This window comes from Vibrio sp. 1F263 (assembly GCF_041439035.1).
Lineage (GTDB): Bacteria > Pseudomonadota > Gammaproteobacteria > Enterobacterales > Vibrionaceae > Vibrio > Vibrio tasmaniensis_A.
Genome location: NZ_JBGONI010000005.1, coordinates 120,049 through 146,597, shown reverse-complemented (window position 1 = coordinate 146,597; position 26,549 = coordinate 120,049). Strand labels below are relative to the sequence as shown.

General features: G+C 43.9%; 24 protein-coding genes. 15 read left to right on the top strand and 9 right to left on the bottom strand.

The features are described from left to right. Window position 1: 1 nt before the first annotated feature. A complete protein-coding gene (locus ACED25_RS05310; protein WP_009846015.1) occupies window positions 2-976 on the bottom strand; it encodes a ParB/RepB/Spo0J family partition protein in 975 nt (324 codons plus the stop codon). Window positions 977-981: 5 nt separating this feature from the next. Continuing rightward, a complete protein-coding gene (locus tag ACED25_RS05305) occupies window positions 982-2,199 on the bottom strand; it encodes a ParA family protein (protein ID WP_009846016.1) in 1,218 nt (405 codons plus the stop codon). Between the two features lie 1,263 nt (window positions 2,200-3,462). Between ACED25_RS05305 and ACED25_RS05300 the strand changes: the two genes are divergently transcribed. Then, entirely contained in the window at window positions 3,463-5,442 is a 1,980-nt protein-coding gene (locus tag ACED25_RS05300; RefSeq protein ID WP_371694806.1) for a replication initiator protein RctB domain-containing protein, read from the top strand. Between the two features lie 436 nt (window positions 5,443-5,878). Here the strand turns inward: ACED25_RS05300 and ACED25_RS05295 are convergent, their stop codons facing one another. The 3 genes from ACED25_RS05295 to ACED25_RS05285 are packed head-to-tail and all read right to left on the bottom strand — an operon-like array spanning window position 5,879 to window position 8,187. Next, window positions 5,879-6,424, bottom strand: a complete 546-nt coding sequence (locus ACED25_RS05295) for a hypothetical protein (RefSeq protein WP_017097200.1) — start codon at window positions 6,422-6,424, stop codon at window positions 5,879-5,881. Then, the gene (locus ACED25_RS05290; protein WP_017097199.1) at window positions 6,421-7,353 is read right to left on the bottom strand and encodes an ATP-binding cassette domain-containing protein; all 933 of its coding nucleotides are present in this window, start codon (window positions 7,351-7,353) and stop codon (window positions 6,421-6,423) included. The genes ACED25_RS05295 and ACED25_RS05290 overlap by 4 nt, the downstream gene beginning before the upstream one ends. Window positions 7,354-7,362: 9 nt before the next feature. Continuing rightward, window positions 7,363-8,187 carry an ABC transporter ATP-binding protein gene (locus ACED25_RS05285; RefSeq protein ID WP_009846021.1) on the bottom strand — a complete coding sequence of 275 codons (825 nt, stop codon included), beginning with the start codon at window positions 8,185-8,187 and terminating at the stop codon, window positions 7,363-7,365. A gap of 361 nt (window positions 8,188-8,548) precedes the next feature. Between ACED25_RS05285 and ACED25_RS05280 the strand changes: the two genes are divergently transcribed. Together ACED25_RS05280 and ACED25_RS05275 are read left to right on the top strand one after the other, a co-directional pair. Next, window positions 8,549-8,743, top strand: a complete 195-nt coding sequence (locus ACED25_RS05280) for a PA3496 family putative envelope integrity protein (RefSeq protein ID WP_004732575.1) — start codon at window positions 8,549-8,551, stop codon at window positions 8,741-8,743. Between the two features lie 190 nt (window positions 8,744-8,933). Continuing rightward, entirely contained in the window at window positions 8,934-9,494 is a 561-nt protein-coding gene (locus ACED25_RS05275) for an NADAR family protein (RefSeq protein ID WP_012601297.1), read from the top strand. 209 nt (window positions 9,495-9,703) lie between these two features. Here the strand turns inward: ACED25_RS05275 and ACED25_RS05270 are convergent, their stop codons facing one another. Next, the gene (locus tag ACED25_RS05270; protein WP_371694805.1) at window positions 9,704-10,462 is read right to left on the bottom strand and encodes a substrate-binding periplasmic protein; all 759 of its coding nucleotides are present in this window, start codon (window positions 10,460-10,462) and stop codon (window positions 9,704-9,706) included. Between the two features lie 88 nt (window positions 10,463-10,550). Between ACED25_RS05270 and ACED25_RS05265 the strand changes: the two genes are divergently transcribed. Both ACED25_RS05265 and ACED25_RS05260 read left to right on the top strand, forming a co-directional pair. Next, the gene (locus tag ACED25_RS05265; protein ID WP_012601295.1) at window positions 10,551-12,977 is read left to right on the top strand and encodes a response regulator; all 2,427 of its coding nucleotides are present in this window, start codon (window positions 10,551-10,553) and stop codon (window positions 12,975-12,977) included. Between the two features lie 352 nt (window positions 12,978-13,329). Next, entirely contained in the window at window positions 13,330-13,989 is a 660-nt protein-coding gene (locus ACED25_RS05260) for an HAD family hydrolase (protein WP_371694804.1), read from the top strand. Window positions 13,990-14,083: 94 nt separating this feature from the next. Here the strand turns inward: ACED25_RS05260 and ACED25_RS05255 are convergent, their stop codons facing one another. After that, window positions 14,084-14,266: a hypothetical protein gene (locus ACED25_RS05255; protein WP_371694803.1), complete on the bottom strand. Its 183-nt coding sequence runs from the start codon at window positions 14,264-14,266 to the stop codon at window positions 14,084-14,086. 83 nt (window positions 14,267-14,349) lie between these two features. Between ACED25_RS05255 and hppD the strand changes: the two genes are divergently transcribed. The 4 genes from hppD to maiA are packed head-to-tail and all read left to right on the top strand — an operon-like array spanning window position 14,350 to window position 18,322. Next, window positions 14,350-15,423, top strand: a complete 1,074-nt coding sequence (gene hppD / locus ACED25_RS05250; RefSeq protein WP_017100488.1) for a 4-hydroxyphenylpyruvate dioxygenase — start codon at window positions 14,350-14,352, stop codon at window positions 15,421-15,423. Beyond that, complete coding sequence (locus tag ACED25_RS05245; protein ID WP_102516216.1) at window positions 15,416-16,546, top strand: homogentisate 1,2-dioxygenase; 1,131 nt, start codon at window positions 15,416-15,418, stop codon at window positions 16,544-16,546. The genes hppD and ACED25_RS05245 overlap by 8 nt, the downstream gene beginning before the upstream one ends. 12 nt (window positions 16,547-16,558) lie before the next feature. After that, entirely contained in the window at window positions 16,559-17,596 is a 1,038-nt protein-coding gene (locus ACED25_RS05240) for a fumarylacetoacetate hydrolase family protein (RefSeq protein WP_371694802.1), read from the top strand. A gap of 21 nt (window positions 17,597-17,617) precedes the next feature. Beyond that, entirely contained in the window at window positions 17,618-18,322 is a 705-nt protein-coding gene (gene maiA, locus ACED25_RS05235) for a maleylacetoacetate isomerase (RefSeq protein ID WP_371694801.1), read from the top strand. A gap of 235 nt (window positions 18,323-18,557) precedes the next feature. Here the strand turns inward: maiA and ACED25_RS05230 are convergent, their stop codons facing one another. Next, window positions 18,558-19,487, bottom strand: a complete 930-nt coding sequence (locus tag ACED25_RS05230) for a carbamate kinase (RefSeq protein WP_371694800.1) — start codon at window positions 19,485-19,487, stop codon at window positions 18,558-18,560. Window positions 19,488-20,014: 527 nt separating this feature from the next. Further along, window positions 20,015-22,069, bottom strand: a complete 2,055-nt coding sequence (locus ACED25_RS05225; protein ID WP_371694799.1) for an acetoacetate--CoA ligase — start codon at window positions 22,067-22,069, stop codon at window positions 20,015-20,017. A 199-nt stretch (window positions 22,070-22,268) separates the two neighbouring features. On the opposite strand from ACED25_RS05225, the gene phhA reads away from it, so the two are divergent. The 6 genes from phhA to ACED25_RS05195 all read left to right on the top strand — a co-directional run bounded on the left by phhA (window position 22,269) and on the right by ACED25_RS05195 (window position 26,439). Next, on the top strand, window positions 22,269-23,063 hold the full coding sequence (phhA, locus tag ACED25_RS05220) for a phenylalanine 4-monooxygenase (RefSeq protein WP_009846042.1): 795 nt from the start codon (window positions 22,269-22,271) through the stop codon (window positions 23,061-23,063). Next, window positions 23,053-23,391, top strand: a complete 339-nt coding sequence (locus tag ACED25_RS05215) for a 4a-hydroxytetrahydrobiopterin dehydratase (RefSeq protein ID WP_017082919.1) — start codon at window positions 23,053-23,055, stop codon at window positions 23,389-23,391. The genes phhA and ACED25_RS05215 overlap by 11 nt, the downstream gene beginning before the upstream one ends. Window positions 23,392-23,535: 144 nt before the next feature. Next, complete coding sequence (locus ACED25_RS05210; protein ID WP_371694798.1) at window positions 23,536-24,636, top strand: Fic family protein; 1,101 nt, start codon at window positions 23,536-23,538, stop codon at window positions 24,634-24,636. Window positions 24,637-24,815: 179 nt separating this feature from the next. Beyond that, window positions 24,816-25,166 (top strand): hypothetical protein, encoded by a 351-nt coding sequence (locus ACED25_RS05205; RefSeq protein ID WP_229647570.1) that lies wholly within the window; start codon window positions 24,816-24,818, stop codon window positions 25,164-25,166. Window positions 25,167-25,416: 250 nt separating this feature from the next. Further along, window positions 25,417-25,626 carry a DUF3283 family protein gene (locus ACED25_RS05200; protein WP_004732615.1) on the top strand — a complete coding sequence of 70 codons (210 nt, stop codon included), beginning with the start codon at window positions 25,417-25,419 and terminating at the stop codon, window positions 25,624-25,626. A gap of 96 nt (window positions 25,627-25,722) precedes the next feature. Then, entirely contained in the window at window positions 25,723-26,439 is a 717-nt protein-coding gene (locus ACED25_RS05195; protein WP_009846045.1) for a YebC/PmpR family DNA-binding transcriptional regulator, read from the top strand. The last annotated feature ends 110 nt before the right edge of the window (window positions 26,440-26,549 follow it).

Sequence of the window (26,549 nt, the reverse complement as noted above, 5' to 3'; positions counted from 1 at the left end):
CTTAGTCTAACTTAGATTGTACGAATGCTAGGATTTCTTCCATTGTTGTATCATCAACTTTCTTAAGATTTAACGCCAAGTTTGAACCCTTACGGCTATATGACGCTCGACCTTTAATAAGTTCAACTTTTGGAGACGCTTTCTTCGCGGGTGCTGGTGCTAGTTCGAGCACCCAACCTTCTAAAGTCTCTGTCACGTCTTTTGTTAAACGAGTTACGCCTTGAGCTTCGCTGCGCTGCCACACAAAACCTTCAGAAGCACCACACTTGGTCAGTAATGTTTGTTGCTGCTCACTAGTAAGACCGCTAAATTGTTTGTGTAACTTAACAATAGTCGGACGGCCAAGATCGCTCACATTTGGGTAAGCTTGTAATAATTCAAGTGGTAAAGCGGCCGCTTTCAACGCGCCACTCACCAAAGCTTCACTGCACTGGAACATTTTAGCGAGTGCTTTCTGGTCTTCAGCTTCGCCTTTATCAAGCTTCGCTTGCATCTCCTTCCCCTTCTCATAGAGCGAAAGGGGTTTATGAGCGTTAGCTACATCTGATAAAAACTTAGCATGTTCGCCGTTAATGTTTTCAGCGACATAGATCAAGAACTCTTTGTCAGCCAAAATACATGACATACGACGACGGCTACCATCAAGAACTTCAATCTTGCCGTCTTTGTTCTTACGGCCAACCGCTGGATATTGCTGGCCGCGCTCTTTAAGCGTAGTTAGTACGTCAGAAAGCGCGTGCTCATTCAAGAAAGACTGCTCACGAGCATTCTCTTCAAAAACAACCGTTCGTGTTGCTACATCAGCGGCTGGAATTCGAACCAATTCAAATGAAACTAAATCTTCACCCGCAACAGAAAGCTCAATCACTTGAGCTTGCTCTTTTACCGCAGTTTGAGCTTCTTGTGGCGTAGCTACGCGACGTTTGTTTGCTTTACCAAATAGCTTTGCATTTAAGTCAGATGTTTTAATTGCCATTCTTGTTATCCCTGATTAAGTGAAGGCCAGTTGCTATGTAATACACGCTCTAATTCTAGAGCACTTTTTTGTACTGCGTCTTGAGCCACAGCCAGAGTTTTCTTACCGCCCTCAAAGTCGCTTACCGTCAGATCGAAAACCGTGCTGTAAGTGTCAGCACAAGTTTCAAAGGCGCGGCTTCTTGGAATCGTGGCCATCATTACTTGGTCATTCAACAGGTAGTTCATCTCAGTCAGAACTGATACCTGTTTTTTATTGTCGTCTTCAAACATCGTTGGCATTAGACGAACGAACTCAAGCCCTTTCCAATCGTCCGGGAACATTTCATAAACCGTTGGCAAGTGCTGGAAGAAGTTAACCGTTGAAGCCCAGTCCAAACGCTTGGCTGCACATGGTATTAAAAGCGCGTTCGACGCGTACATTGCATTCCACACTAACGGGTCCACGTGTGGTCCTGTATCAATCATGATCACATCAAAATCATCGGCGATTTTGTCGATAAGCTTTTCTTTCAAAAGACGAACAATATCAAGTGACTGATCTCTAGACAGACTTTGCCATGCTTCAGCGTTAAACATCGCATCTTCTGGGAAGGCTGAAATAGTCTTCAAATTAGGATACTGAGTTGGCAACAGCACGTTCTTACGCAAGAATTCTAGGTCAACATCCTGCTCTTCTGGCACATTATCCAACATGATATCAACTGCAGAATAAATGCTGTCATGCTCTGCACCACTAATTTGTGGGTTTAAGAACAGACGCAAAGAGCCTTGTGGATCCAAGTCAATCAAACAGATACGGTAGCGCTTGTCCAAATTTAGAGATAAGCACGCAGCTAAGTGAACTGCCGTCATTGATTTACCCGTACCGCCCTTTTGGTTTTGTACGTTGATAATCCATGGTTTGTTGTCAGCATGCTGCTTACGTTGATGGAACTTCGGCACTTCTGCCGCGTCCATCAACATGTGAGCTTCTGTCAATGAAATCGAGTAGTGATTGGCATTGTTCTTTGTAAACTGATGGCCATCAGCTTCAAGTTTAGTGATCGCTTCATCGAGTTTACGACGCGTTAAACCAGAACGAGTCTCCATCATAGCTTTAGACATTGGAGGGAAATGTTCATCACTTCGCTCTTCCAAAATAATCTCAATTCGGTCAGCCTGAACTTGTTGAGTTTGTTCGGCTAGCTGATAGAGCTTATCAATCGTTTGTTCTCTTTTCATTGCCAGTTTCCGTAATGATTAACTAAGTACAAATTGTACAGCGATTAGCAACAAACACAACAAAAACATGAATATGCATTTATGAGTAAACTCACATAAAATAGACAGTGTTTTTACAATTTGATGAAACATCACCTCAGAGTAATACTGAAAGTCATCATTTTCATCATGCACAACCATGTTATTTCTAGTGCACATTTAAAATGTTACAGCATCACTTATTTACAATGTAAATGAAATTATCGTTAAAAAACTGCGGAACGATTGAAACACAACTATAGATTACGGTTGGTGTGATTTGCATTCGAATTTATAGATTTTCAATTCAATAAAAATTAAAAAAACGCTCAATGGACAAAAAATTCAAAACAGAAGAGAAGAGGAGGTGCAAAAAAAACAACAGAGGATTCTAACCTGAGCGGAAGAATGATCATGGTACATATCCAGTGTAAGATAATTAATAACACCCAATTGTGAAGCATGATCAAGGCGTAAACTTAGCAATATTGATCCGAACAACTGCACATTACAAATGATCAAATTACGGAAAAATGATCAAGTAAATATCGTTCCGGAAGCATGTAATTTAAGAGCTAAGTTACGGACAAATGCTTTTGCAATGGGGATTCAACGCCTATAAGGGCTCAATGATTGAAAATTCAATCTACACTGACCGAGAATACGCAAACATGACAATTTCATGATCATGCTTCCAAGTTAACTCCCACCTACGCTAAATACGTCAAAGCTATCCATTTTCAACAGATACAGGTTAAATTTTATCCTCAATAGGACGGGAAGGATAAAAAAGTACCATCACTTGATCATTGTTCCGATAGATTGGCCATCATAAATATCCACATTGATGTGTATGAAGTGACTTAGAAGATGATGTTGACTTCCGAACTGTGGATAAGCTGTATAAATATAATGATCATGCTTTCAAGCCAATAATGATCATGCTTACAATGACTTAATGATCATACTTCTGAAGTTCTGTGATCATGCTTTCTTTGATTTAATGATCATAGTTTCGGGGTTTTTATGATCATGCTTTCCAAAGGGTTTTATTTTAAACGTTTAAATTCAGCAACTTAAAGGCAAAGAAACAGCCAGATCATTAGATCACTTAATCATTTAAGATCATATTAATCAAAAAGATCAGTTATTTAAAAGCCAATAAATTCTCTTTATTTATGATCATTCTTTCTTTATCATTCAGGAACTATAGTGAAATTACGGTTAGTGTGATACGGATCAAAAATGAAACCAGAAGAGAAATTGTTAATTAAGGCACGAAGCCACAAAGATGGTCATTTATTTGAGGTATCTGAAACAGCCGTTGAATGGATAGAACAATATCAACACTTCAAAGGTGTCACCAAAAGCATTGTTGAGCTTCTTAACCTAATTTCACTTCGTGGGTTTAGCAGCAAAGACGGTTACGTTTCCACTACCGAGATTATTGAATCAACCGATGGCCAAGTTACTCGTGCAGCCTTACAGCAAAGGTTAAGAGCTGCGGTTAGTATCGGCCTTTTCAGACAAATTCCGGTTCGCTTTGAAGAAGGTCTTGCTGGCAAAACTATGCTGCATCGCTTTGTGAACCCAAACCAATTGATATCGGTACTGGGTGCTACTAGCTTAGTGACAGAAAGCGTGAAGCAAAATGAGAAGCAAAAGCGATCTAAAGCTCTAGCTCAAACCAAAGTCAACAAGCGCTTATTGAATGAACACGGACTCAATACCCCACCAACGATGAAAGACGAAGCCGATCAATTTATTGTGTCGCCAACTAATTGGGCGGGTATTATTGATCAAGCCTTAGCGCCCCCTAGAACGCGCAAGAGCTACCAAAAATCAATGGTTTCGATCTCTGGAACTCGAGCGGTGATCGAGACACGATCTTCAAAAAACATTATGACGGTTGATGATCTGATGACGCTATTCGCGTTATTCACGCTTACTGTTCAATATCATGATCATCACCAAGATGATTACCATCTAGACGCTAAACACACACCGAACAAAACACCACTTTACATCACGGATATTTTGTCCTTGCGTGGCAAGAAAGACAGCGGGCCGGCACGTGATTCGATCCGTGACAGTATTGATCGTATCGAATTTACCGACTTCCAATTGCATGAGCTCACAGGCCGTTGGCTTAGCGAGAACATGCCAGAAGGCTTTAAGAGTGATCGTTTCCGATTCCTAGCTAGAACCATTACCGCATCGGAAGAAGCGCCTACAGAAGGCTCTGACGGCGAAATTCGCATTAAACCGAACCTGTACATCCTGGTTTGGGAACCGTCGTTCTACGAAGAGCTGCTCACTCGTGATTATTTCTTCCTATTTCCGCCAGAAATCCTGAAGCAACATACCTTGGTCTTCCAAATGTATTCGTACTTTAGAAGCCGTATGGCACGCCGCCATACAGATTGCATGTTGCTCAGCGAGCTGAATCAGAAATTGGCGCGTAACATCGATTGGCGTCGTTTTTCGATGGATCTGATCCGCGAGCTCAGAAAGTTAGGTGAAGTAGGGGAGCAAGAAGATACCTTCCTGGTTAACCTTTGGGGGTATCACTTAACGATCACCGCGTTGATCGAAAAAGGCAAAACGACTGATTATCAGGTTGATATCAAATGTAATGTGGAAGAAGTCTTACGTTACTCAAGAGCACGCACCACCAATGCAGGCAAGCGTAATATGGCACCAACGTTACCGAACCCACTGCGTAATGAAATGGTGTCTAAGCAGAAATTGGAAGAGTTGTCTGAGATTATTGATGGTGAGTTTGAGCCAATTCAGCGCAAAGCACCGTCGCCAAGAGGCAAATTGGGACGTCGAGTTAAGCAGCGTAAACACTCTGTTGAGATCAACGCTGACGAAATCATGATTACTCTCTCTAAATATACCTCTGCAGAGGCTCTAGAACGCAGCATAACGGCTTTATCTGCTATGACAGGACATTCACATGCTTCAATCAAAGAAGAGTGTTCAGAGCTCATTGAGAAGCTTGATTGGTTGAGAGTAGGGGAGGACGTTATCCCATACGAAACACTGAGTCGTTTGATTGAGCTTTACAACGACCGTGACAGCACCAGCAATCGACACTTGTCTATTGAGCGCTTGATCTCTGGTTTAGCTGTGCGTCGTAAAGTGTGTAAACAAGTTCACGAAGGTCATTTAGACGAAAACGTGTTCCTAGCGCTCGACGAAATGGCGATTGGCCACTAGTCACTAACCACCAATCACTGTCACTGCTCAGTTGTAAGAAGCCCATATTTACGGTCGACGAATGGATAGTTTTAACACATTAGGTGCTGATTAAAACCGCACCTAACGCTGACAAAGTGATGACAAAGTAACGCATCCAGTTGATTATTATTTATCCCGAATAGACAACCTTTTGTCCTTTCTTATGATTAATAGATTGGCTCATATTTTGTTACATCATACTGAATAGATTTTTGCGAGTTCCTAAGGGACTCGCTTTTTTTTTGCCTGTAATTCGGCTAATCATTAACATTCAAAAGCTTACCATTTAAATTCTACAGCTTATGGAGTCCGCTACTGAAGCATGATCAAGGTGAGATCATGCTTTCTACGGTGCTTATTTTTGATGGGGTTCAGCTTTGATGCTTGATCGAACAGGGGTTGAACAAGGAGTGGATCAGTGCAGTTGACGTAGAGCTATACCTTGATCATCGTTCTGGTGTTGACTTGCCATAAAGCGTACATGCGATTCGATCAATTTTTCTGATTCTTCTTTCCAGCGCGGTTCTTGTTGTTGGTTGGTAAACTCCAAAGCCAATACACACAAGTGCTGTAGCCGCTGTGTACACCACTCTTGTAAGTCAGGTTCTGATTTTGGATTACAAGACACAGCTTGAAGCTTACTATAGGCAAACATCAGGTATTGGAAAGCTTTTTCCTGATGGTGCGAGCCACAAAGTTCGTTTGAGATAGATGGTGGGCTTGGTGGTGGAAGCTTTGTCGATGCCGTCAGAATTTCATCTTTATATCGATAAAACGTAAAGATTCTCAAGCATCCGTCTAACCAGCATGCGATGCCTTTGCTCTGTTCATCCGTGATCAAAGGCCCCCAGAGTGCATCTGGAGGCGTTAAGATCAAAGGCTCTAACTTCTCCACTTGATCATGCTTTCGGTCTTTGTACCAATTTCCGATCCGCTCTAACCAAGTGTCTAGTTCATTCATGCAACGTTATCCCACTGTTTAACATAGTGATTATCTGAAACTTGCTTGATCTCATGCTGTATTTCACTGCTTTGTTCACGAATACGATCAGCGTCTATTGAATAGTTTGGCTCATTTTTCACGAGTTCGCCAAATGGTAGATCAGGATCGGGCACAGCAGAGATCAATAACTTAGTGTACGGGTGTTGTGGGTTGGTTAAGATCGACTGGGTTGATCCCCACTCAACGATCTGTCCCTTGTACATCACAGCCGTCTCTTCTGCGATGTAGTGTGCTGTTGCGAGATCATGCGTAATGTACAAAAAACCTATCCCTAACTCTTTCTTCATCCTCTGCATTAGGTTCAAAACACCGAGTCGTATTGAAACATCCAACATCGAGGTGGGTTCATCGGCAAGGATAACCTCAGCACCGACTGCAAGTGCTCTTGCTAAGTTTATGCGCTGTCTTTGGCCTCCACTGAGCTCATGAGGGTATTTGGTGAGAGTTTCGATGGGCAACTCCACCAGCGTTAACAACTCTTTGAGACGCTCTGTGAGAGCTTGTTTCGTAGCAACTTGCTTGTGGATCTTAAGGGGCCGCGTTAAGTGGTGTTCAATGGTGTGGGTTGGATTGAGTGAGCCAAATGGGTCTTGAAATATCATTTGCACGCGGCTTCGGTAATCCAAGATATCTTTACGACTTTTTAAGGTAGAAATATCTCTGCCATTGAACAGTATTTCTCCCTCTGTTGGCGGATACACTTTGGTCATCAGTCGAGCGCAGGTGCTTTTCCCGCAGCCTGATTCGCCAACCAGTGCCAATGTTTTACCTGCATGTAAATCAAAACTCACCCCATGCAGTGCTCTAAAGATCTCTTCTTTGCCAAATCCACCACCAACAGTGAATTCTTTAACGAGGTTTTTTACTTGAAAAATAGGTTGTGACATGGAGCTCTCCTAGCACGCAGTTGCGTGAGCGTGTTCGTGAATATTGGGGAAGGAACTCCATAGCTTTTGGGTGTAGGAGTGCTGAGGGTTATTGCGAATCTCATGGGCTTGGTTGACTTCAACTATCTGTCCATGACGCATGATGGCAATTCGATCGCACAGTTGGCTCATTAGTGCGAGGTCGTGGGTGATAAACAATATTGAGAAACCAAACTCTTCTCTGAGTTGGTGTATTTGCTGCAGAATTTCGCGCTGTACAACCACATCCAGTGCCGTGGTCGGTTCATCCATGATAATCAACTTAGGGTTGAGCGCGAGAGCTATCGCAATCACCAAACGTTGGCGCATCCCACCGCTAAACTGGTGCGGGTACTCGGTTAGACGGTGGCGAGGGATATTGACTAGGTCGAGTAACTTTTCGGCGCGATCTTTTGCTTGCTCGTTGTTCATGCCCTTGTGGTGGCGCAATACATCGGCAAACTGTTCTTCAATGGTCAGTACAGGGTTAAGCGAGTTCATCGCGCTCTGGAACACCATTGCGATCTCACTCCAACGTAAGGTGTTCAAGTGGCTGTCCGATAAGCTCAGCAGATCTTGCCCGCCAAACAGTATTTGCCCGCCAGAGATGAAAGCCGGTGGCTTATGCAGGCGGTTAATGGCAAATGCGATGGTACTTTTGCCACACCCGGATTCTCCCGCTAAACCAAAAATCTCGCCTTGGCCTATATTAAAGCTTACGGATTTTACGGCATTAAAATCGCCGTCATCGGTAATGTAATCGACACATAGATTCTTCACTTCGAGAAGAGGTGTCTCTGAATTTTCCCTAGACATGATAAACACTCAGTTATGATATTGATAACCATTATCATTAACATGTGTTGAATTTAGTGGAAGAGAAGAGCACAAAAAGAATGAAGTGACTCGAATTATTTTTTGATTATTTCATGAAGTTTCAGCGGGAAAGAGGAAATGAGAACGAGGAAAATGAGAGGTGGATCAAACCACATTTCTTATGGGGAATCTTTTAAATGTAATGGCACAAAATGGCTTTGGCAAAGTTTAAATGAGGCATTTATTAATTAGCTTTGTGAAGCGTCGGAATCATCACATTTCAGTACAGAATTGCTTAACAAGCGAAATAGCATTTGCTACAGATTACCTGTCCATTACATGGTGCTTTTCGGAGGAAAACATGTCCATTAATTCTATCAACCATGATGAAATGACAAATATTGCAAATAAGTGGGATGCTGAAGAAGAAGTATCTTTCAAACCAGAAAAGAAAATGAAGTCTGCTGAAGCTCGTCGTCGTATTGAAGCTCTAAGAGAAATTAGAGAAAGCGGTTTTAGTCTGGAAGAAGCGAGGGAGCTAGGTCTAATTCATTAACAATCCCCATTGCATTTAGAAGGGTGGCGCACCGTCACCCTTTGATTTATATGCCTTTTTTAAATAAGTTTGTGCTTTTTATAAGTAAACCATGCTCCTTGCCTCTCACCATTTAAATCTATTGTCCTTCCTCTACATTACTTGTTCTCGACTAAAAACATGCCCTTGGCATACTCTTTAACTAAGTTGTTTGACAGTTATATGCAACGCCACTAATTTTAAAGTTAAAGCAAAAATATGCGATGTTGTTGGTAAGGAGAAGGCTATGTCTAATTCGGTGGCTAAAGCCAAAGAAGTGCTGTTCTATGAACCTGAAGATCCAAACGGGTACCTGTCAAATTTTGCCGCTTGTCCTATCAAAATCGACGATCAAGTTTGGGCAACCAGTGAGCATTATTATCAAGCGATGAAGTTTGCCTCTCAAGCGCTGCGTAACACCATTCTCGAAGCCTCGACTCCTGCTGAAGCATTCTCTTTAAGCCGTGATTATGAAGACCAAGTTCGGGAAGATTGGTATGACATTCGTGTTGAAGTGATGCAGTTCATTGTCACAGAGAAGTTCAGGCAGAACCCACAGTTTGCGTTGTTTCTTACTAATACCGGAGATTCGGTGATCAAAGAACATTCGCACAAAGACCACTTCTGGGGGGATGGTGGCGATGGAACCGGCGAGAACCATTTAGGCAAGATTCTGATGGCAGTACGACAAGAGCTTCGTACTCAGCAACTGCATTTGATTGCTGCACACTAATCCATTTACCTCCGTGGTTCCAAATTAAGTAGCTCGATTACAGGCAAACTCTTTTGGCCCTTAAAGATGAATTAAAAAAGGCCGCCCTACTTAGCTTCTGTGCTAATCAGGGCAGCCTTTTAGGCTTAAGAGCGAGTTAGTCATCGAAGAGAGCTAAATTACGTTACCTAAGCTATATCTTTATGCGAAGGTTACAACTGATGCTGTTGCTATAAGTAACTCTGTACGATGTCGTTGAGCTGACCATCGTCTTTCATTTGGTCGAGGCGCTGGTCGATGAAGTTTTGCAGTTTAGGATCCATCTCTGGGTCAAATGCTAAATGGATGGGGTAGTTATTGATTACTGAGCCAAACTCTTGCATCTGGTAGTCATCAATACTGAGTTTCTGTTCATTTAGGTTGTATTTGATTCGAGATTCCATTTCAACAAAAACGGTATCACCCGGAGTTCGGTTTAATACACGAAAAGCCGCGCTGTAATCTTTAACTCGAATCTCGTTAAGCTTACCTTGTTGGATATAAGGCTCTAGATTTGGATATTCAAACCCCACCAGTAATACTACCGCTTTTCCGTTTAAATCATCGATAGTGTTGAACTCAAATGGCTTCTTGCCGCTGCTAAGTAACACATGTTTTACATTGTAAATCGGATCTTTAGACAGGTTTACAGATTGGATATTTCCCCAACTTGGGCTGCCATAGGTGACCCAGTTTGGATTCTCTCTAGCGTCGAGCTTATCGACCATTCTGTTGAAAGGGTAGGTGTGGTAATCGATCTCGTATTGGCTGTCGTCAAATACGGCTTCAACAATATCCGAAACCATTCCTCTGTGAGATGACCCGTCAGTTTCGATCTGAAAAGGTTGCGCTTGGCTTGCAATGATGTAGTAGTGAACAGGTTCGCTTGCAAAAGCATAACTGCTTGAAAACAAACTGACTATGGATGTAACTATTAGATGTTTTTTCATAACCTTCCCTAGTTATTTGATGAATGACTACTATTATACTAGTTGAGTAATTGTAGTTTGCTAGGATAACAATAATGGTAATTTTTGTATGGTGAATAAAGGAAAACGCTATATTGGACTCTCCCGACAGTTGATCGGGGTAATCATCGCAATCAGTACCTTATTCACAGTCATAGTGACAGGTCTAGGTTTGTATGTGGAGTACCAAAATCGAGTTTCTTTTATCAGTTCTCAGATCGAACAGGTTAAGGATGGTTATCTTTCCGGCTTAACCGCCAGTTTGTGGGTTGAAGACCGAGAGCAACTGTTTGTGCAAGCTGAAGGTATCTCGCGCTTACCCTCGGTCAGTTATCTGTTAATAGAAAGTCCCGATGAAAAAATTTTAGAATTAGGTCAACAGACGTCCGGTCAGTCTTATTCTCAATCTTGGGATATGGTGCATCAGATGGGAGGCTCAGAGTTCCAACTGGCGACGCTCACGGTGCAGTCTGATCTGAGTATGATTCTCAACGACTTTGAAGATCGGGTCTTATTATTGCTCGCTTTCGAAGCAGTTAAAATCTTCTTATTGTCTCTGGTGTGTTTAACCATCGTCTATCGTCTTGTAGTCAAGCGCTTAATGACCATGTCTTCTCAGATCAACCATCAACAGGTTGAAGACAACAAACCGCGATTTTTAACACCCACTAACTCTACGTACAGTGATGAGATCTCGACACTAGAGAGTAGCTATAATCAGTCGATTGAACGTATTCGTCAACAATACCAAGAATTGGAAAAAGCTAAAGATACTGCAGAGGTAGCGAACCGTAACAAGAGTGAATTTCTTGCCAACATGAGCCACGAAATCCGCACTCCAATGAACGGGATTATTGGGCTTTCATCACTGCTTTCTGAAATGGATATGCCGAAAGAGCAAAAAGAGTATGTCGACATGCTCAACACCTCTTCGCTTACTCTACTCGATTTAATCAATGACATTCTCGACTACTCGAAGATTGAAGCGGGTCGTTTAGAGCTTCAGCAAGAGCCGATGAAAATGATGGGTATTGCTGCCGATGTAGAGTCGACCTTCAGAGTTAAAGCCGAGCAAAAAGGGCTCAAATTCCAACTGGCGATTGATCCTAAGATCCCAACCATGGTGATTGGTGATGGCACCCAGCTAAGACAAGTGCTGAATAACCTAGTCGGCAATGCCATCAAATTTACCGAACATGGTCATGTCATGCTCTCACTTCGTTTAGAAGAAGTCATAGAGCCGGAACAGAAGCTCAGAGTGAAATTTGAGGTGACCGATAGTGGTATTGGTATCGCAGAAGACAAACAACAATCGGTATTCGATAAGTTTCAACAAGCCGACGGCAGCACCACCCGCATCTACGGAGGTACGGGGCTTGGTCTTACGATATGCGATAAGATCGTGACCTTAATGGGCAGTAAGCTTGAGCTAACCAGTATCGTAGGCAAGGGAAGTACATTCTACTTTACCGCTGACTTTGACCCGAGCTTAGACGTTGACGAGAGCAACATAGATTTTAATAAAGTCTCGGTACTTCTGGTTGATGACAGCCAGTTGAACATGCGTATTACCTCAACACAACTTCAATCATTCGGCGTTAAGTCTGAGTGCTGTGAAACCGCCACTCAAGCGTTAGAGCTTGTTTCAGAGTCTGTGGCGAAGTCGTTGCCTTATGATCTGGTGCTGATTGATAAAGTGATGCCGTCTATAGATGGATTCCAATTAGCAAGAAGTTTGATTGAGCGTTTTGACAAAGCTTGTCCGAAGCTAGTGATGATTTCTGCCGATCCTCGAAAACAGGATGAAGCACGCGCCAAACAAGTGGGTTTTGTTGCCTACATTGCTCGCCCTTATCAAGATAATCAGCTTAAATGGACGCTGAGTGAAGTCCTGGCGAGATCGGCTGATACCTCAACCTTTACCTATCCAAATCGAGGTGAGGTCGCGTTTAAAGATAATCAACCCGTGCCATTAACCAAATCATCGAGTTCTGTTGAAGCTACAACATCTGCTTCTGTTAGAACGACACAAATAGACAAACAAGCTCCAATCAAAGAAGAGCCAAAACCAGTTGCTGCTCCGTTTAGTGGTAAGGTTTTAGTCGTTGAAGATTCTAGAGTGAACCAACAAGTCGCCAAAATGATGCTTAAGAAGCTGGGGTTTGAGGTGGATATTGCAGACAACGGTGAAATTGGTGTCGAGAAATTTAAGGCCAATGACTATGTGATGATTTTCATGGATTGCCAGATGCCAGTTCTTGATGGTTTCGAAGCGACCAAGCAGATCCGAGCGCTCGAAGAAGGAACCTCTAAACACATTCCTATCGTTGCGCTGACGGCCAACGTCGTGCAACGAGATAAGCATTTGTGCTTCGATGTGGGTATGGATGAATTTTTACCAAAACCCGTCAATCAAGGGAAACTGAGAGAGATCGTTGCCAGTTTCTTGTCGAAAGGAACTGAGTCGAGCAAGGAACATGAGCAGAAAATCGTTTAGGTTCAATTAGCTGATGTCTCGCTAAAGCATATCCAACTCTATAAGAAACTCCGACAGAATCAGTCGGAGTTTCTTTTTTTTGCTAATGAGCACTTGGTTAGCCAATACATCTCGTTAGCTAAATACACATAGTTATTTAAATACATATAGTTAAATAACTATGTGTATCAATACTGATTGAATCCATAAGCTGTTGTATTTAAGAAAACAAGCATGTGGTGATTGTCATAGCCGTGAAATACAACTGCCACGAAAATATGCTCTTAATGTCACAATCCCGTTATAGCATGCAGCCAACTAGAACTATGGTTTAGTTTTAACCTTAACGAAATTCAACCCGTGAGAGCCTAAGATGTTCAAACCTTTGTATGTATTTGATATGGACGAAACGCTGATCAATGCCGATGCAGCGATGCTTTGGAATGAGTTCTTGGTTGAAAGGGGCATTGCCACAGCGCCCAACTTTATTGAAGAAGATAAGCGCTTAATGGGTTTATATTCGGAAGGCAAATTGAACATGGAAGATTACCTAACATTTTCCATGCAGCCTTTGGCCGATATGCCAACAGAGCAAGTTACAGCATTGGTCGAAGAGTGTGTTGAACAGCATATTTTGCCTAAACAGTTCAAGCAGTCGAAACCCTTGATTGAGCAGCTTGAGAATGATGATATCGATATGTTGATCATCTCTGCCAGCGTGACTTTTTTAGTGGAAGCGGTGGGTCGCAAGATTGGTATCGAGAACGCACTTGGTATTGATTTGATTGAAAACCAAGGTCGCTTCACGTCTCAGATCTCAGGTGTACCAAGCTACCGTGAAGGCAAAGTGACGCGTTTAAAAGAGTGGTTGGATGATCAAGAAACCAACTACTCAGACATCCACTTTTATACGGATTCAATCAACGACTTACCTTTGTGTGAACACGCTGATTTTGCTTACCTAGTAAACCCATGCCCGCGTTTGAAAGCACTGGCTGATCAACCGAATTGGTCGATTCTCAACTGGGATTAACGCTGATCCCATCTTTGAATTAGGTTCTTTCTAGAACTCATCAAGCCGCTGACTACAGCGGCTTTTTTGCATCATCAGTCTAATGTTCGATTTATTACCTTAGCTGATAAAAGGATGTATGTAACAATTCAATAACATCTCTTACTCTGCTGTAAATCAAACAACCATCTTTCAATCCCTTGATAGCACTCACTTTCTTGTCTTGATGGTTTGTGTGTAACAAATATTTTACAAATTGACAGGGTTTCACCGAAATTGTCCATTTTCCTCCACCCATTCCATTATCTCGGCTTGTGGGCCAAATTTAATTAAGGACAAAAAACACACAACACAAAACCAATAGGTACAAGGAGAAAGTTCATGGTGGATACATACAACCCGCTTGGCACGGATGGATTCGAGTTTGTTGAATACACGGCCGTTGACCACAAGGGAATTGAGCAACTTAAAGCGCTGTTTGTGTCACTTGGTTTTGCTGAGATCGCCAAGCACCGTTCAAAAGAGGCTTGGCTGTATCGACAAGGTGACATCAACTTTATCGTCAATGAACAGCCTCACAGCCAAGCGGAAGCGTTCGCTAAAGTGCATGGGCCATCGGTCTGTGGCATGGCTTTTCGTGTCAACGAAGCAACCGCTGCAATGGAGCAAGCGTTCAAGGGCGGTGGTGAAGAGTACAAAACAGAAATAGGGCCGATGGAGCTGAGCATTCCTGCCATTTATGGCATCGGTGAAAGCCTGCTCTATTTTGTGGATCGTTATGGCAAGCAGAGCATCTATGACGTCGATTTCCGATTCTATGACGATGCGGAACAGCGCATGGCCGAAGCCAATGTTGGCTTGTATGAAATCGACCACCTCACGCACAACGTTAAGCAAGGCAATATGGATGTGTGGTCTGGGTTCTATGAGCGTCTTGGTAACTTCCGTGAGATTCGTTACTTCGACATTGAAGGCAAGCTGACAGGCCTTGTGAGCCGCGCCATGACCTCACCGTGTGGCAAAATCCGTATCCCTATCAATGAGTCTTCCGACGACAAATCACAAATCGAAGAGTTTATTCGCGAATACAACGGTGAAGGTATCCAACACATCGCACTCGCAACGGATGACATCTACAAAACGGTGAAGACTCTGCGTGATCGCGGCATGGACTTTATGCCAACCCCAGATACCTACTATGAGAAAGTTGACGATCGTGTGAAAGGCCACGGTGAAGACACTGATCTGCTGCGTGACCTACGTGTTCTGATTGATGGCGCACCGACCAAAGACGGCATCTTGCTGCAAATTTTCACGCAGACGGTAATCGGGCCTGTGTTCTTTGAAATCATTCAGCGTAAAGGCAATGAAGGCTTTGGCGAAGGTAACTTCAAGGCGCTGTTTGAATCGATTGAAGAGGACCAGATTCGTCGAGGAGTATTAGACGATGCATAAATGGATCTCGTTTCCTCATCGGGAGGGGGTGTGTTCTAAACAAGCGCATGCCGACTTCCCCGAAGAGGCAATTTATGAGCGAGAAGCTGGCCGGAGTGGTTTCTTCGGCCCTGCGGCTCACTTTCATCACCAACACGCCCCAACAGGTTGGTCGGAGTGGGAGGGCGATCTGCGCCCTCGCGCTTTTGATTTTACGCTGGTGGAAAAAGCCAGCCAGATAACCCCTTGGGCGGTGCCTCATCTTTTACACAATGCGGACTGCAAAATCCGCGTGTGGCGCATGGATGAGAAGATGGATTTCTTAGTGCGTAATTCCGATGGTGATGAGCTGCTGTTCATCCACCAAGGCAGCGCCGATCTCTATTGTGACTATGGTCATCTGGCGGTGAGTGAAGGGGATTACGTGATGATCCCGCGCTCGACCAACTGGCGTTTAGAGCCAAGCGAGCCGATGTTTATCTTGATGATTGAGAACACAGACGCGGCTTACTCCTTGCCAGAGAAAGGCATGGTCGGTAATCACGCGGTGTTTGATCCGGCGGTGCTCGACATCCCTTCAATCAACGATCAATTCCGCGCTCAGTATTCAGAAAGCCAGACTCAGGTTCAGGTAAAACGTCACGACAAAGTCAGTGTGATCACTTATCCGTTCAATCCATTGGATGCAATTGGCTGGCATGGTGATTTGGCCGTGGTGAAAGTGAATTGGCGCGATATCAGACCGCTGATGTCACACCGCTACCACTTGCCACCTTCTGCGCACACTACGTTTGTTGGCGCAGGCTTTGTGGTGTGCACCTTTGTACCACGCCCGATTGAGAGCGATCCCGGTGCGCTGAAAGTGCCGTTCTACCACAACAATGATGATTATGACGAAGTGCTTTTCTATCACGCGGGGGACTTCTTCAGCCGCGACAATATTGAAGCAGGCATGGTGACTTTCCACCCCGCGGGTTTCACGCATGGGCCTCATCCAAAGGCTTTTAAAGCGGGTCAGGCGCATAAGAAGAAGTTCACCGACGAAGTGGCGGTGATGATTGATACTCGCCATGCACTGCAGTTCTCTGACGAACTCGATAGCGTTGAGAACAAAGAATATGTCTACAGTTGGCAAGAGAAGTAAGGGGCAACAAGGATGAAATTAGCAAGCAAGAAAAATGGCACTCGCGACGGTCTACTGATGGTCGTAAGTAAAGATCTTAAACAATGTGTAGCTGCCACCGAAATCTTCCATGCGATGCATCTGGTGGCAACCATGCAAGTAGCTTTGGATAACTGGGATAGCGTTGCTTCTCAGTTAGAAGAGTTATACACCTCGTTAAACAACGGGCATGTGACAGGCAGTGAAGTGTTTGCACCTCAGTATTGTGAATCGCCTCTGCCACGTGCTTATCAATGGGCTGATGGCAGCGCGTATGTAAACCACGTTGAATTGGTGCGTAAAGCACGTGGTGCTGAAATGCCAGAAAGCTTCTGGGTCGATCCATTAATGTATCAAGGCGGTTCAGATGCCTTTATCGGCCCTCGTGACAACATCGAGTTTGCCAGCGACGAGTGGGGCATCGATTTCGAAGGTGAGGTTGCGATTGTCACCGGTGACGTGCCAATGGGTGCCAGTGCTAAACAGGCGCACGAGTCGATTCGATTACTGATGTTGGTGAACGATGTGTCGCTGCGCGGTTTGATTCCGGCTGAGCTCGCGAAAGGCTTTGGTTTCTTCCAGTCTAAGCCTTCTTCGGCGTTCTCCCCAGTTGCGGTAACACCTGATGAGCTTGGCGAGCAATGGAAAGGCAGCAAGGTACATCTATCGTTGATATCGACCTACAACGACCAACCTTTTGGTTGTCCGAATGCGGGCGTCGATATGACTTTCAACTTTGCTGAACTAGTAGTCCATGCTGCGAAAACTCGCCCACTATCGGCCGGTGCAATCATTGGCTCGGGCACGGTTTCCAATAAACAAGGTACTGACCACGGCACCTCAATTGCTGAGGGCGGTGTAGGCTATTCATGCATTGCTGAAGTACGCATGATAGAGACGATTCGAGATGGCAAACCGTCGACTCAATTCATGTCGTTTGGTGACTCGATCAAGCTTGAGATGTTCGATGTAGCGGGTGACTCCATTTTTGGCGCGATTGACCAGAAAGTCAGTCAATATCGAGCGCTATAGTCCACGTAATAGGATTTCTGTATGAGCGAGAGCATCGTGAACAAGAACATTATACTTTACGGTTATTGGCGCTCTTCGGCTGCCTATCGAGTACGTATTGGGTTGAACCTAAAACAACTCAACTATGAGTCTAAATCGGTGCACTTGGTGCGTAATGGCGGCGAGCAACATGATCCACAATATCGCGAACTCAATGCCAGTGAGTTAGTGCCTGTGCTGGTGGATGGTGACGTTCAACTCAATCAGTCACTGGCTATTCTTCAGTATCTCGATGAGCACTATTCTTGTGAGAGTAGCCCGGAAGTCTCGCTGATTCCTGAGCAAACACCACTGCGCTATCAAGCACTGGCGATGGCTCAGGATATTGCGATGGAAATTCATCCTCTTAATAACCTGCGCGTGTTGCAATATTTGGAGCGAGAATTGTCGTGCGAGCAAGAGGCGAAAATGGATTGGCTTCGTTACTGGATGAGCCAAGGGTTTTCAGCGTTAGAAGAGAAGCTGGCCAAACACCGAAAAAGACACGGTGATTCGGTGTATAGCCTCACGGGTTCGCCTTGTATCGTAGACATTTGCTTAGTGCCGCAGGTGTATAACGCGCTGCGCTTTGGCGTTGATATGTCGCCTTATCCGCTGATCAACTCGATTGTCGAAGCGTGTAATCAGTTACCAGCCTTTATTGATGCGATGCCAGAGAACCAAGCGGATGCAAATGCACCGATGTGAACGTATTGAATTGTTTTTTAATGAACTGGAAACGTTATTTGGATTAAATCACGTTATAATTAAGATTGGGTATATTTAAAGATATTATGTACTCATTCTTTTCGGGTTTAATTTCCAAAATTATGAATATTTATCTCATCTAGCATTAAACGGTCCGAATAAAACAAGCCTCATTATAATTAAATAAGAGGCTTGTAATATAATTTATATTAGTGGTGATTATCATTCGACAATATTAATAATAAACAACACCTTCGCCTTTTGTAATCAGAGTACCAGCTTCATTGGTAATTATTTTATCTAAATCAAATAATGAACCAATCGCCGCATTACCCAATCCAGCTTCAACGAACTTACACACGGCATCAATTTTTGGTCCCATAGAACCGGCAGGGAATGAAAACTCTGCTAAACCAGCAGGCGTTGCTTGCTTCATTTCTGCTTGGTCTTCTTTACCATAGTTACGGAAAATCGAACCATCGGTTAAGATAATAAATAAGTCGGCATGGATTTTTTCAGCGAGTAGTTCGGCCGTAAGATCTTTGTCAATGACGCACTCTACGCCAGTACTCTTACCCTGTTCAATACTCACGGGAACACCGCCGCCGCCACAAGCGATAACAAGATTTTCTGTATCTAGAAGAGTTTCAATTTGCTGAATTTCAACAATGCTTTTTGGCATAGGAGAAGGCACAACGCGTCGGTAGTACTCGCCATCAGCTTTAAACTGCATTGTGCTTTGAGCCATTAACTCTTTAGCTCGTTGCTCTGTATATACAGGGCCAACAAATTTAGTCGGGTTAGTAAACGCCGGGTCTTTTTTGCATACTTCAGTTTGCGTGACTAGCGTCGCTACGTCTAATTCAGGGTCAATGTTTCTGAGCTCTTGTTGTAACATGTAGCCCACCATGCCACAGGTTTGAGAGCCGAGTACATCCATTGGGTATGGGGTAGTCTCTGGCGAATATTCGCTATAAGCCGCGTTTTGTTCCATCAACAAACCTACTTGTGGGCCATTACCATGAACGATAACAATCTCATGCTCGCGTGCGATTGCGGCAATACTCGCCGCTGATTTTATTATATTTTCACGTTGGTTCTCAGCCGTTAATGCTTGGCCTCTTGCTAAAAGAGCGTTACCGCCTAAAGCTAATACTATGCGCATGATAATGTCTCCGATCATTTAATAATGATTTTATTTATTTTACGTAGGGATTAACCGCTTGTTTCTAATTAAATTCAAGCTTATTAATAGGAGTGACTATTTTTTTTAATTACTCTTAAGTAATTAACATGCCGAGATAGTATGGGAAAATAACTGTTCTAAATGTGATAGCTATCAAATTATCATTTCACTAGAAATGGATCTGTGGAAACGGGAGTTATTGTAATTCGATTAAATATCCATAAGCTTGGATACAATCCAGTAGTGGACTCTTTTTTTGTATAAATGATTCGTCTTTATTGAATATTATCTCTGGCTATAAAATGATTAATTTTCAAATTTTGTTTTAAATATGACGTTCAGATCGCATTAAGATCTTTAGAAAAGGCACGAAGCCAAACAGATGAGAGGGTTCATGAGCTCAAAGAGTGGCTTCGATTTAGTTTTCAATCGGCTGCCTTTACTCTAGATGTTATCTGACAGCCAAGTGAAAATTGGAGATAGTTAGCCACTTTCTAAGGCTAAAGCTAAAGCGAAACAACGCGCTTTATCTCTTCCAAAACCTCGGCGTTAGCAATTGCCCCGAGGTTTTCTACATCCTTACCATTTACAACCTGTTTCACCGCCAACTCCACCAGTTTGCCAGAGCGTGTTTTTGGCACATCGCTGATCGCAAATATCTGGCTTGGCACATGCCTTGGTGAGCAAGATGATTTGAGTTTACTTCTGATGGCTGTCAGTAACGTTTCATCTAGACTCACATCTTGCTGCAGTTGGACAAACAGCCATATCTGCTCGTTGCGGTCGATGTCTTTGCCGACTGCTATCGAATCCACAATGCCTTCAATAGTGTTCACTTGCTGGTAGATCTCGGCAGTACCAATTCGCACACCACCAGGGTTGAGTGTGGTGTCGCCTCGCCCGTAGAACAGATAGCCACCATGAACGCTCTGTGCGACTTCATCGCCGTGATGCCACACATTATCGAACCTATCCCAATAGGTGCTGTGATAGCGCTCTCCGGTGTCATTCCAGAAGCCAACAGGGAAGTTGGGTAGGGAGTTGGTACACACCAGTTCGCCACGTTCATGATTAACCTTGTGACCAGACGAATTGAACACCTTGATGTCGACGCCGAGCCCTGCCTGTTGGCACTCACCACGATACACCGGCGAGATAGGGTTGCCTAAAACAAAGCAGCCACAAATATCCGTGCCGCCAGAAATAGACGCCAAATGTAGGTCTTGCTTGATGTGTTTGTAGACGTAATCGAATTGCTCAGGGTAGAGCACTGAACCCGTCGAGCACAGTGTTCTTAATTGAGGCAGAGAGTGGCTGTCGATCGGTGAGAGTTCCGCTTTCTCAATCGCTTCTAGGTACTTGGCTGAGGTGCCAAATGTCGATATATCAGCTCGCTGCGCTAAATCCCACAGAACGTCAGGTTGCGGATAAATCGGGCTGCCATCAAAGATCACTAAACAAGCCCCGCTGGCTAGTGCAGAAACGTGCCAGTTCCACATCATCCAGCCACAAGTGGTGTAATAGAACACGCGATCTCTCGGTTTAATATCGCAATGAAGCTGATGCTCTTTTAGGTGGTTGATGGTAGTGCCACCAACAGAGTGAACAATACACTTAGGCTTTCCGGTGGTACCGGAAGAGTAGAGCACAAACAGCGGATCATTGAAGCCGATACGAACAAATCGAAGAGGTTGTGGCTGATAGTGATGAATGATGCTGTGCCAGCTTTGGGGTGACACATCATGTTTAACGTTGTTCTTCTCTAAATCGTTCTTCTCTAAATCACGAGTCGGTTTCAAATAACCGATCTCACACACCTGTTTTAGCGCGTTTAAGTGCTCGATGATTTCACGGTTCTTGTCTGCCATATCAAATGTTTTACCATTGAAGGTGTAGCCATCACAGGTTAACAGTACCTTAGGTTTCACTTGGCTAAATCGCTCAATCACACTCTCGACGCCAAAATCAGGCGAAGTCGATGTCCAAATCGCACCCAAGCTAGTAGTTGCCAACATCGCAATCACGGTTTGAGGAAGATAAGGGGTATAAGCAGCAACTACATCACCTTGTTGAACACCTATATCGACAAGCCATTGTTGAACGTTAGATACTTCCTTACACAAGTTTTGCCATGTGTAGCTTTGATGCTCGCCACGCTCATTCTCAAACCAAATCGCAAGCTCGTTTGGTAACGTTTTTGATGAGTGCAGCAAGTTTTCGGCGTAGTTAACTTGAGCATTCGGAAACCACACCGCATCGCGATTCGATTTTGACTGTTGCCAACGGCTCTCGCCTTGAGTTTTGATGAGCTCTCTTTGTGCGTTATCAATACTGTCTTGCGAGCCCACCATTCCACAAAACTGCCAAACGTTCTGCCAAAACGACTCGGGATGTTCCACAGACCATTGATGAAGCTCCGTGTAGTTTTTCCATTCCGTCTCTAGCCCTAAGTCTTGTGGCTTTAATCCTGACAGAGTGAGGCTATCCATAAATCGGGTTACGTTGGCGTGTGCGATACGCTGGTCGCTAGGCTGCCAAATTGGCTTATTGCTTTCGTGCATTCCTTTACCTTTAACAAAATGTTAACGATTTCAGTCTGGTATTTAGGTTTTACAAAGTCAAAAGATCAGCAAAATAAGGGTGCGTCGGAACTGTGTAAACAAAATGTTACACGATCGCTTATTTCGAAAAATCGCGCAAATTGGCGGATATAAGGAGTGGAGATAGGCTTAAAGTGAGACATTCGAAAGGAGGTGTGTAATGACTCAATATCATTCTAAGCCCGTGAGCCAAGAGGGATGGGTTGAGTGGAGCCTCGAAGAAGACGCCATTTGGCACGACTTAGTGAAAAGGCAACTGGACGCCATTAATGACCGCGCATGCGATGCTTATTTGCACGGTTTGACCCTGCTGGATCTGCCATTAGACAGAGTCCCTCAGCTTCCAGAGATAAACAAGGTGCTAATGGAAACAACAGGTTGGCAGGTTCAGCCTGTGCCCGCATTGATCGATTTCGACCGATTCTTTGACTTGCTCGCTAATAAAAAATTCCCAGTTGCGACATTTCTGAGAACGCGAGATGAGTTCGATTACTTACAAGAACCTGATTTCTTTCATGAAATTTTCGGCCACTGTGCCATGCTCACCAATGCCGATTTCGCGGCTTTCACTGAGCATTATGGAAAACTAGGCCAAGCCGCCACATCTAAACAGCGCGCCTATCTTGCCCGTTTGTATTGGTTTACGGTTGAGTTCGGTTTAGTAAAAGAGGGACAAAAACTGAAAATTTACGGCGGTGGTATTCTCTCGTCTCCGGCGGAAACCATGTATGCATTGGGTGGTGATTTGGCGGTTCGTGAGCGGTTCGATCTGCAAACGGTGTTAAGAACTCCTTATCGCATCGACATCATGCAGCCGAAGTATTACGTGATCGACGAGCTGTCTGAGCTCTTCCAAATCAGTCAGGAAAACCTATTACAGCAAGCTGATCTCGCCATCGATGCGGGGTTACTACCACCACTTTTTGAACCCAAGGAACCAACACATGTTGAATGAACAAAAATGCGAAGCCTGCAGTATCGACGCGATTGCCCTAAGTAAAGATGACCAACAATCTTTACTGTTGGAGTTGTCTGATTGGCAGATCATCGAAAGAGACGGCATCCCACAACTTGAGAAGGTGTTTAAGTTTAAGAACTACAAACAAGCATGGGCATTCAGCAATAAAGTGTCAGAGTTGGCAGAAGAAGAATTCCATCACCCTTCGATCTTATTGGAGTGGGGCAAAGTCACCGTCACTTGGTGGAGCCACTCAATCAAAGGCCTACACAAAAATGATTTCATCTGCGCCTCACGCTGCGATGTGTTCGCCGTGAGTGAATAGACTTTTGGGTTTCGAGGAGCTGTCTTTCTTATCTCTGTGATGCGATTATCTTATTATTCAGCTCATAATGTGAGTTGAATAATTACCTTAAACAGCTCATAGTATGAGTTGAATAAGTGATACTTTCGCATCATGGGGCGTAATATGTGGATTTGGCAGCAAGATAATTGGCCAAACTTTGTTTGGGATAATCAGAAAATAGGCGTGAGGTTAAGAGAAGTACGGCTTAATCAGGGCATTCTATTGGGCAAGATTGCCTCACAGTCTGCGGATCAATCCCAAACCATGCTCGACACCTTATTAGCGAACATAGTCCATTCCAGTGCGATTGAGGGAGAAAAGCTTAATGCTTTCTCGGTCCGATCTTCTTTAGCCAATAAACTCGGTGTCAGTGAAGATCGACCTTTTCCTACGACAGAACAAACCGATGGCCTGGCTGAAATTATGTTGGATGCGGTGCAGAACCTAACAGAGCCACTAGCGCTTGATCGGATTTTACATTGGCACGATAGACTGTTTCCTCAAGGTTACACCATGTTTAACCCTGTAGTCGGAGGTCAGCTAAGAGGTGACACTCCGATGCAAGTTGTGTCAGGAAGAATTGACCGCCCAACCGTGCACTTTGAAGCACCTAGCCGAGACATTCTTGATGCTGAGTTAGATGTGTTTATCACATGGTTTAATGGTTCACTTTCCGATGAATCACTCGATCCGTTACTGAGAGCTGCGATAACCCACCTTTGGTTTATCACTTTACACCCGTTAGATGATGGTAATGGCCGTATTACTCGATTGTTGACCGACTTGGCTTTAGCACAAGCAGAGAAGCAGTCGGTACGTTTCTATGCGATGTCGGTGGGGATTCTCGCTAACCGCAAGCATTACTACGAGATATTGGAGCGAACCCAGAAAGGTGGACTCGATATTAGCGAATGGTTGATGTGGTTCTTAGATACGTTAGATGAGACGTTTACAGGCGTTTTCGCTGAGGTTGATCAAACTGTATATAAGACCAACTATTGGCGCAGCATCGACCAAACAAAGCTTACGGCAGAACAAGTAAAAGTGCTGAATAGGATGCTCGATGGTGATTTTTCAGAAGGTATCAATGCCAGCCAATATCAGAAAGTAGCAAAGGTGAGCAGTGCCACAGCAACACGTCATTTGAACGCTTTGATTGAGCATGGCTGCTTAGTTAAATCTGGTTCTGGCGGACGAAGCACCCGCTATCTGTTGCCGAAGTAGGGTCTATGCCTTTGATGTATCTCAGGGTAAGTTTGACCTAGCTATTAGCGACCACATCCCCCTGCTCTGCTTTCAATTTAGAGTATCAAAAACTCATAAATCTCAAAAGAATAATGTTATGCAACTGCAGTTCTATATTGGTATTATGATACTTTGATAAGCGTGATGAATCGAGTTAAATGATGCAGTTAGATGAGTATATTAAAGAGACGTTAGTACAGATAGTAAAAGGCGTGAATGATGCTGCTCAAGAGGTTTCTTCGTTAGGTGGCACTGTTAATCCTCATGCAACGTTTATTGATGTTGGTTTTGATGTACACCCTGAAAAGCCACCAAAGCAAACTATTAAATTTGATATAGCAATCCAAGTAAAAGAAAGCACTGATGTTGATGCTAGCGCAAAAGCCAAATTATCAGTTTTCTCTATCGGAGGCGGTATTAAAAACTTAGATGAATCAAACATTGCTCATAGAGTCACTTTTGAAGTTCCTTTAGACCTCCCTTGCCAAGCTTTTACTAATATAGAGTAAGCGTGTTAGTTATGCTGCTGCTTTTCTCGAAATGCAGCAGCATTGGCCATACAAAGATAACATTTACCCCTCTACTTTTTATCTTGTAACGGCTCTTTAGCCAAACGCACTTTCCCAAACTAGCTTGACCTGCATCAGCGACTTGCTGCTTTCTCGTCCTACAACCCCCACTATTGCTCATAGTATTGGTTTTATGAGGCTGCTCTATGATATATTTCTCGGCCAAGCGTATTACAGACGAAGGCTAATAATGTCTATCAACCTTTCACTCCTTCCACCCAGTGAGAAAAATAAAATCGAACTGGATAAGCAAGCATCGTTTCTTGTTTGGAAACTGAAGCAAGCGAAATGTGGCCCTGAAGCCATTGTTGAAGAAGCAATGAAGCTAGGTGATCCAGAAGAAAAGGCTTGGTTTGATCAGTCTGTAGAAAAATACAAACGAGTAATGGGTGTCGCATAAACGCAGACAAACCTTACCCAGTAAAGCTGTTGAATTGAAATGACGCAGTAATTTGCTAGAATTTGCACCGTTAATTGAATCAGAGAGAAGATCCCGATGGGAAGAAGTTTTGAAGTGCGCAAGGCCTCAATGGCGAAAACTGCAGGCGCAAAAATTAAAGTTTATTCTAAATACGGTAAAGAGATTTACGTACTGGCTAAGAACGGCAGCTCTGACCCAGACATGAACTTACCTCTTAAGCACCTGATTGCTAAAGCGAAGAAAGACCAAGTACCCGCTCACGTTATCGACAAAGCGATCGATAAAGCGAACGGCGGCGGCGGAGAAGACTTCCAACCAGCTCGTTACGAAGGTTTTGGCCCAGGTGGCACAAGCGTAATCGTTGACTGTCTAACTGACAACGGTAACCGTACTTTCCAAGACGTTCGCCAATGTTTCGTTAAAACTGGCGCGAAAATCGGTGTTGAAGGTACTGTTTCTCACATGTTCGCTCACCAAGCTGTATTCCAGTTTGCAGGCGAAGATGACGAGATCATCCTAGAAACGCTAATGATGGAAGACGTAGACGTGACTGACGTTGAGCTAGAAGACGGTGTTATCACTGTATTCGCTCCAACGACTGAGTTCTTCAAAACGAAGACAGCACTAAACGCTGCGTTCCCAGACCTAACGCTAGACGTTGAGGAAATCACTTTCGTTCCTCAAACAACTACGCCAGTAGCTGAAGAAGATTCTGAGAAATTCCAGAAGTTCTTAGACATGCTTGACGACTGTGATGACGTTCAGCAGGTTTACCACAACGCTGAGCTGTAATATCAATCTATAATTGATAGCTTTGCTCTTGTGAGTAGAATGTAGAATACAAAAAACCGAGCCTAGTGCTCGGTTTTTTTATGGGCATAATTCAGACGTTTATCCGTGAG

Bases quoted from the DNA above. Each gene is read 5' to 3' on its own strand.
- ACED25_RS05310 (WP_009846015.1), bottom strand. From the start codon at position 976: ATGGCAATTAAAACATCTGACTTAAATGCAAAGCTATTTGGTAAAGCA.
- ACED25_RS05305 (WP_009846016.1), bottom strand. From the start codon at position 2,199: ATGAAAAGAGAACAAACGATTGATAAGCTCTATCAGCTAGCCGAACAA.
- ACED25_RS05300 (WP_371694806.1), top strand. From the start codon at position 3,463: ATGAAACCAGAAGAGAAATTGTTAATTAAGGCACGAAGCCACAAAGAT.
- ACED25_RS05295 (WP_017097200.1), bottom strand. From the start codon at position 6,424: ATGAATGAACTAGACACTTGGTTAGAGCGGATCGGAAATTGGTACAAA.
- ACED25_RS05290 (WP_017097199.1), bottom strand. From the start codon at position 7,353: ATGTCACAACCTATTTTTCAAGTAAAAAACCTCGTTAAAGAATTCACT.
- ACED25_RS05285 (WP_009846021.1), bottom strand. From the start codon at position 8,187: ATGTCTAGGGAAAATTCAGAGACACCTCTTCTCGAAGTGAAGAATCTA.
- ACED25_RS05280 (WP_004732575.1), top strand. From the start codon at position 8,549: ATGTCCATTAATTCTATCAACCATGATGAAATGACAAATATTGCAAAT.
- ACED25_RS05270 (WP_371694805.1), bottom strand. From the start codon at position 10,462: ATGAAAAAACATCTAATAGTTACATCCATAGTCAGTTTGTTTTCAAGC.
- ACED25_RS05265 (WP_012601295.1), top strand. From the start codon at position 10,551: ATGGTGAATAAAGGAAAACGCTATATTGGACTCTCCCGACAGTTGATC.
- ACED25_RS05260 (WP_371694804.1), top strand. From the start codon at position 13,330: ATGTTCAAACCTTTGTATGTATTTGATATGGACGAAACGCTGATCAAT.
- ACED25_RS05255 (WP_371694803.1), bottom strand. From the start codon at position 14,266: ATGGGTGGAGGAAAATGGACAATTTCGGTGAAACCCTGTCAATTTGTA.
- hppD (WP_017100488.1), top strand. From the start codon at position 14,350: ATGGTGGATACATACAACCCGCTTGGCACGGATGGATTCGAGTTTGTT.
- ACED25_RS05245 (WP_102516216.1), top strand. From the start codon at position 15,416: ATGCATAAATGGATCTCGTTTCCTCATCGGGAGGGGGTGTGTTCTAAA.
- ACED25_RS05240 (WP_371694802.1), top strand. From the start codon at position 16,559: ATGAAATTAGCAAGCAAGAAAAATGGCACTCGCGACGGTCTACTGATG.
- maiA (WP_371694801.1), top strand. From the start codon at position 17,618: ATGAGCGAGAGCATCGTGAACAAGAACATTATACTTTACGGTTATTGG.
- ACED25_RS05230 (WP_371694800.1), bottom strand. From the start codon at position 19,487: ATGCGCATAGTATTAGCTTTAGGCGGTAACGCTCTTTTAGCAAGAGGC.
- ACED25_RS05225 (WP_371694799.1), bottom strand. From the start codon at position 22,069: ATGCACGAAAGCAATAAGCCAATTTGGCAGCCTAGCGACCAGCGTATC.
- phhA (WP_009846042.1), top strand. From the start codon at position 22,269: ATGACTCAATATCATTCTAAGCCCGTGAGCCAAGAGGGATGGGTTGAG.
- ACED25_RS05215 (WP_017082919.1), top strand. From the start codon at position 23,053: ATGTTGAATGAACAAAAATGCGAAGCCTGCAGTATCGACGCGATTGCC.
- ACED25_RS05210 (WP_371694798.1), top strand. From the start codon at position 23,536: ATGTGGATTTGGCAGCAAGATAATTGGCCAAACTTTGTTTGGGATAAT.
- ACED25_RS05205 (WP_229647570.1), top strand. From the start codon at position 24,816: ATGATGCAGTTAGATGAGTATATTAAAGAGACGTTAGTACAGATAGTA.
- ACED25_RS05200 (WP_004732615.1), top strand. From the start codon at position 25,417: ATGTCTATCAACCTTTCACTCCTTCCACCCAGTGAGAAAAATAAAATC.
- ACED25_RS05195 (WP_009846045.1), top strand. From the start codon at position 25,723: ATGGGAAGAAGTTTTGAAGTGCGCAAGGCCTCAATGGCGAAAACTGCA.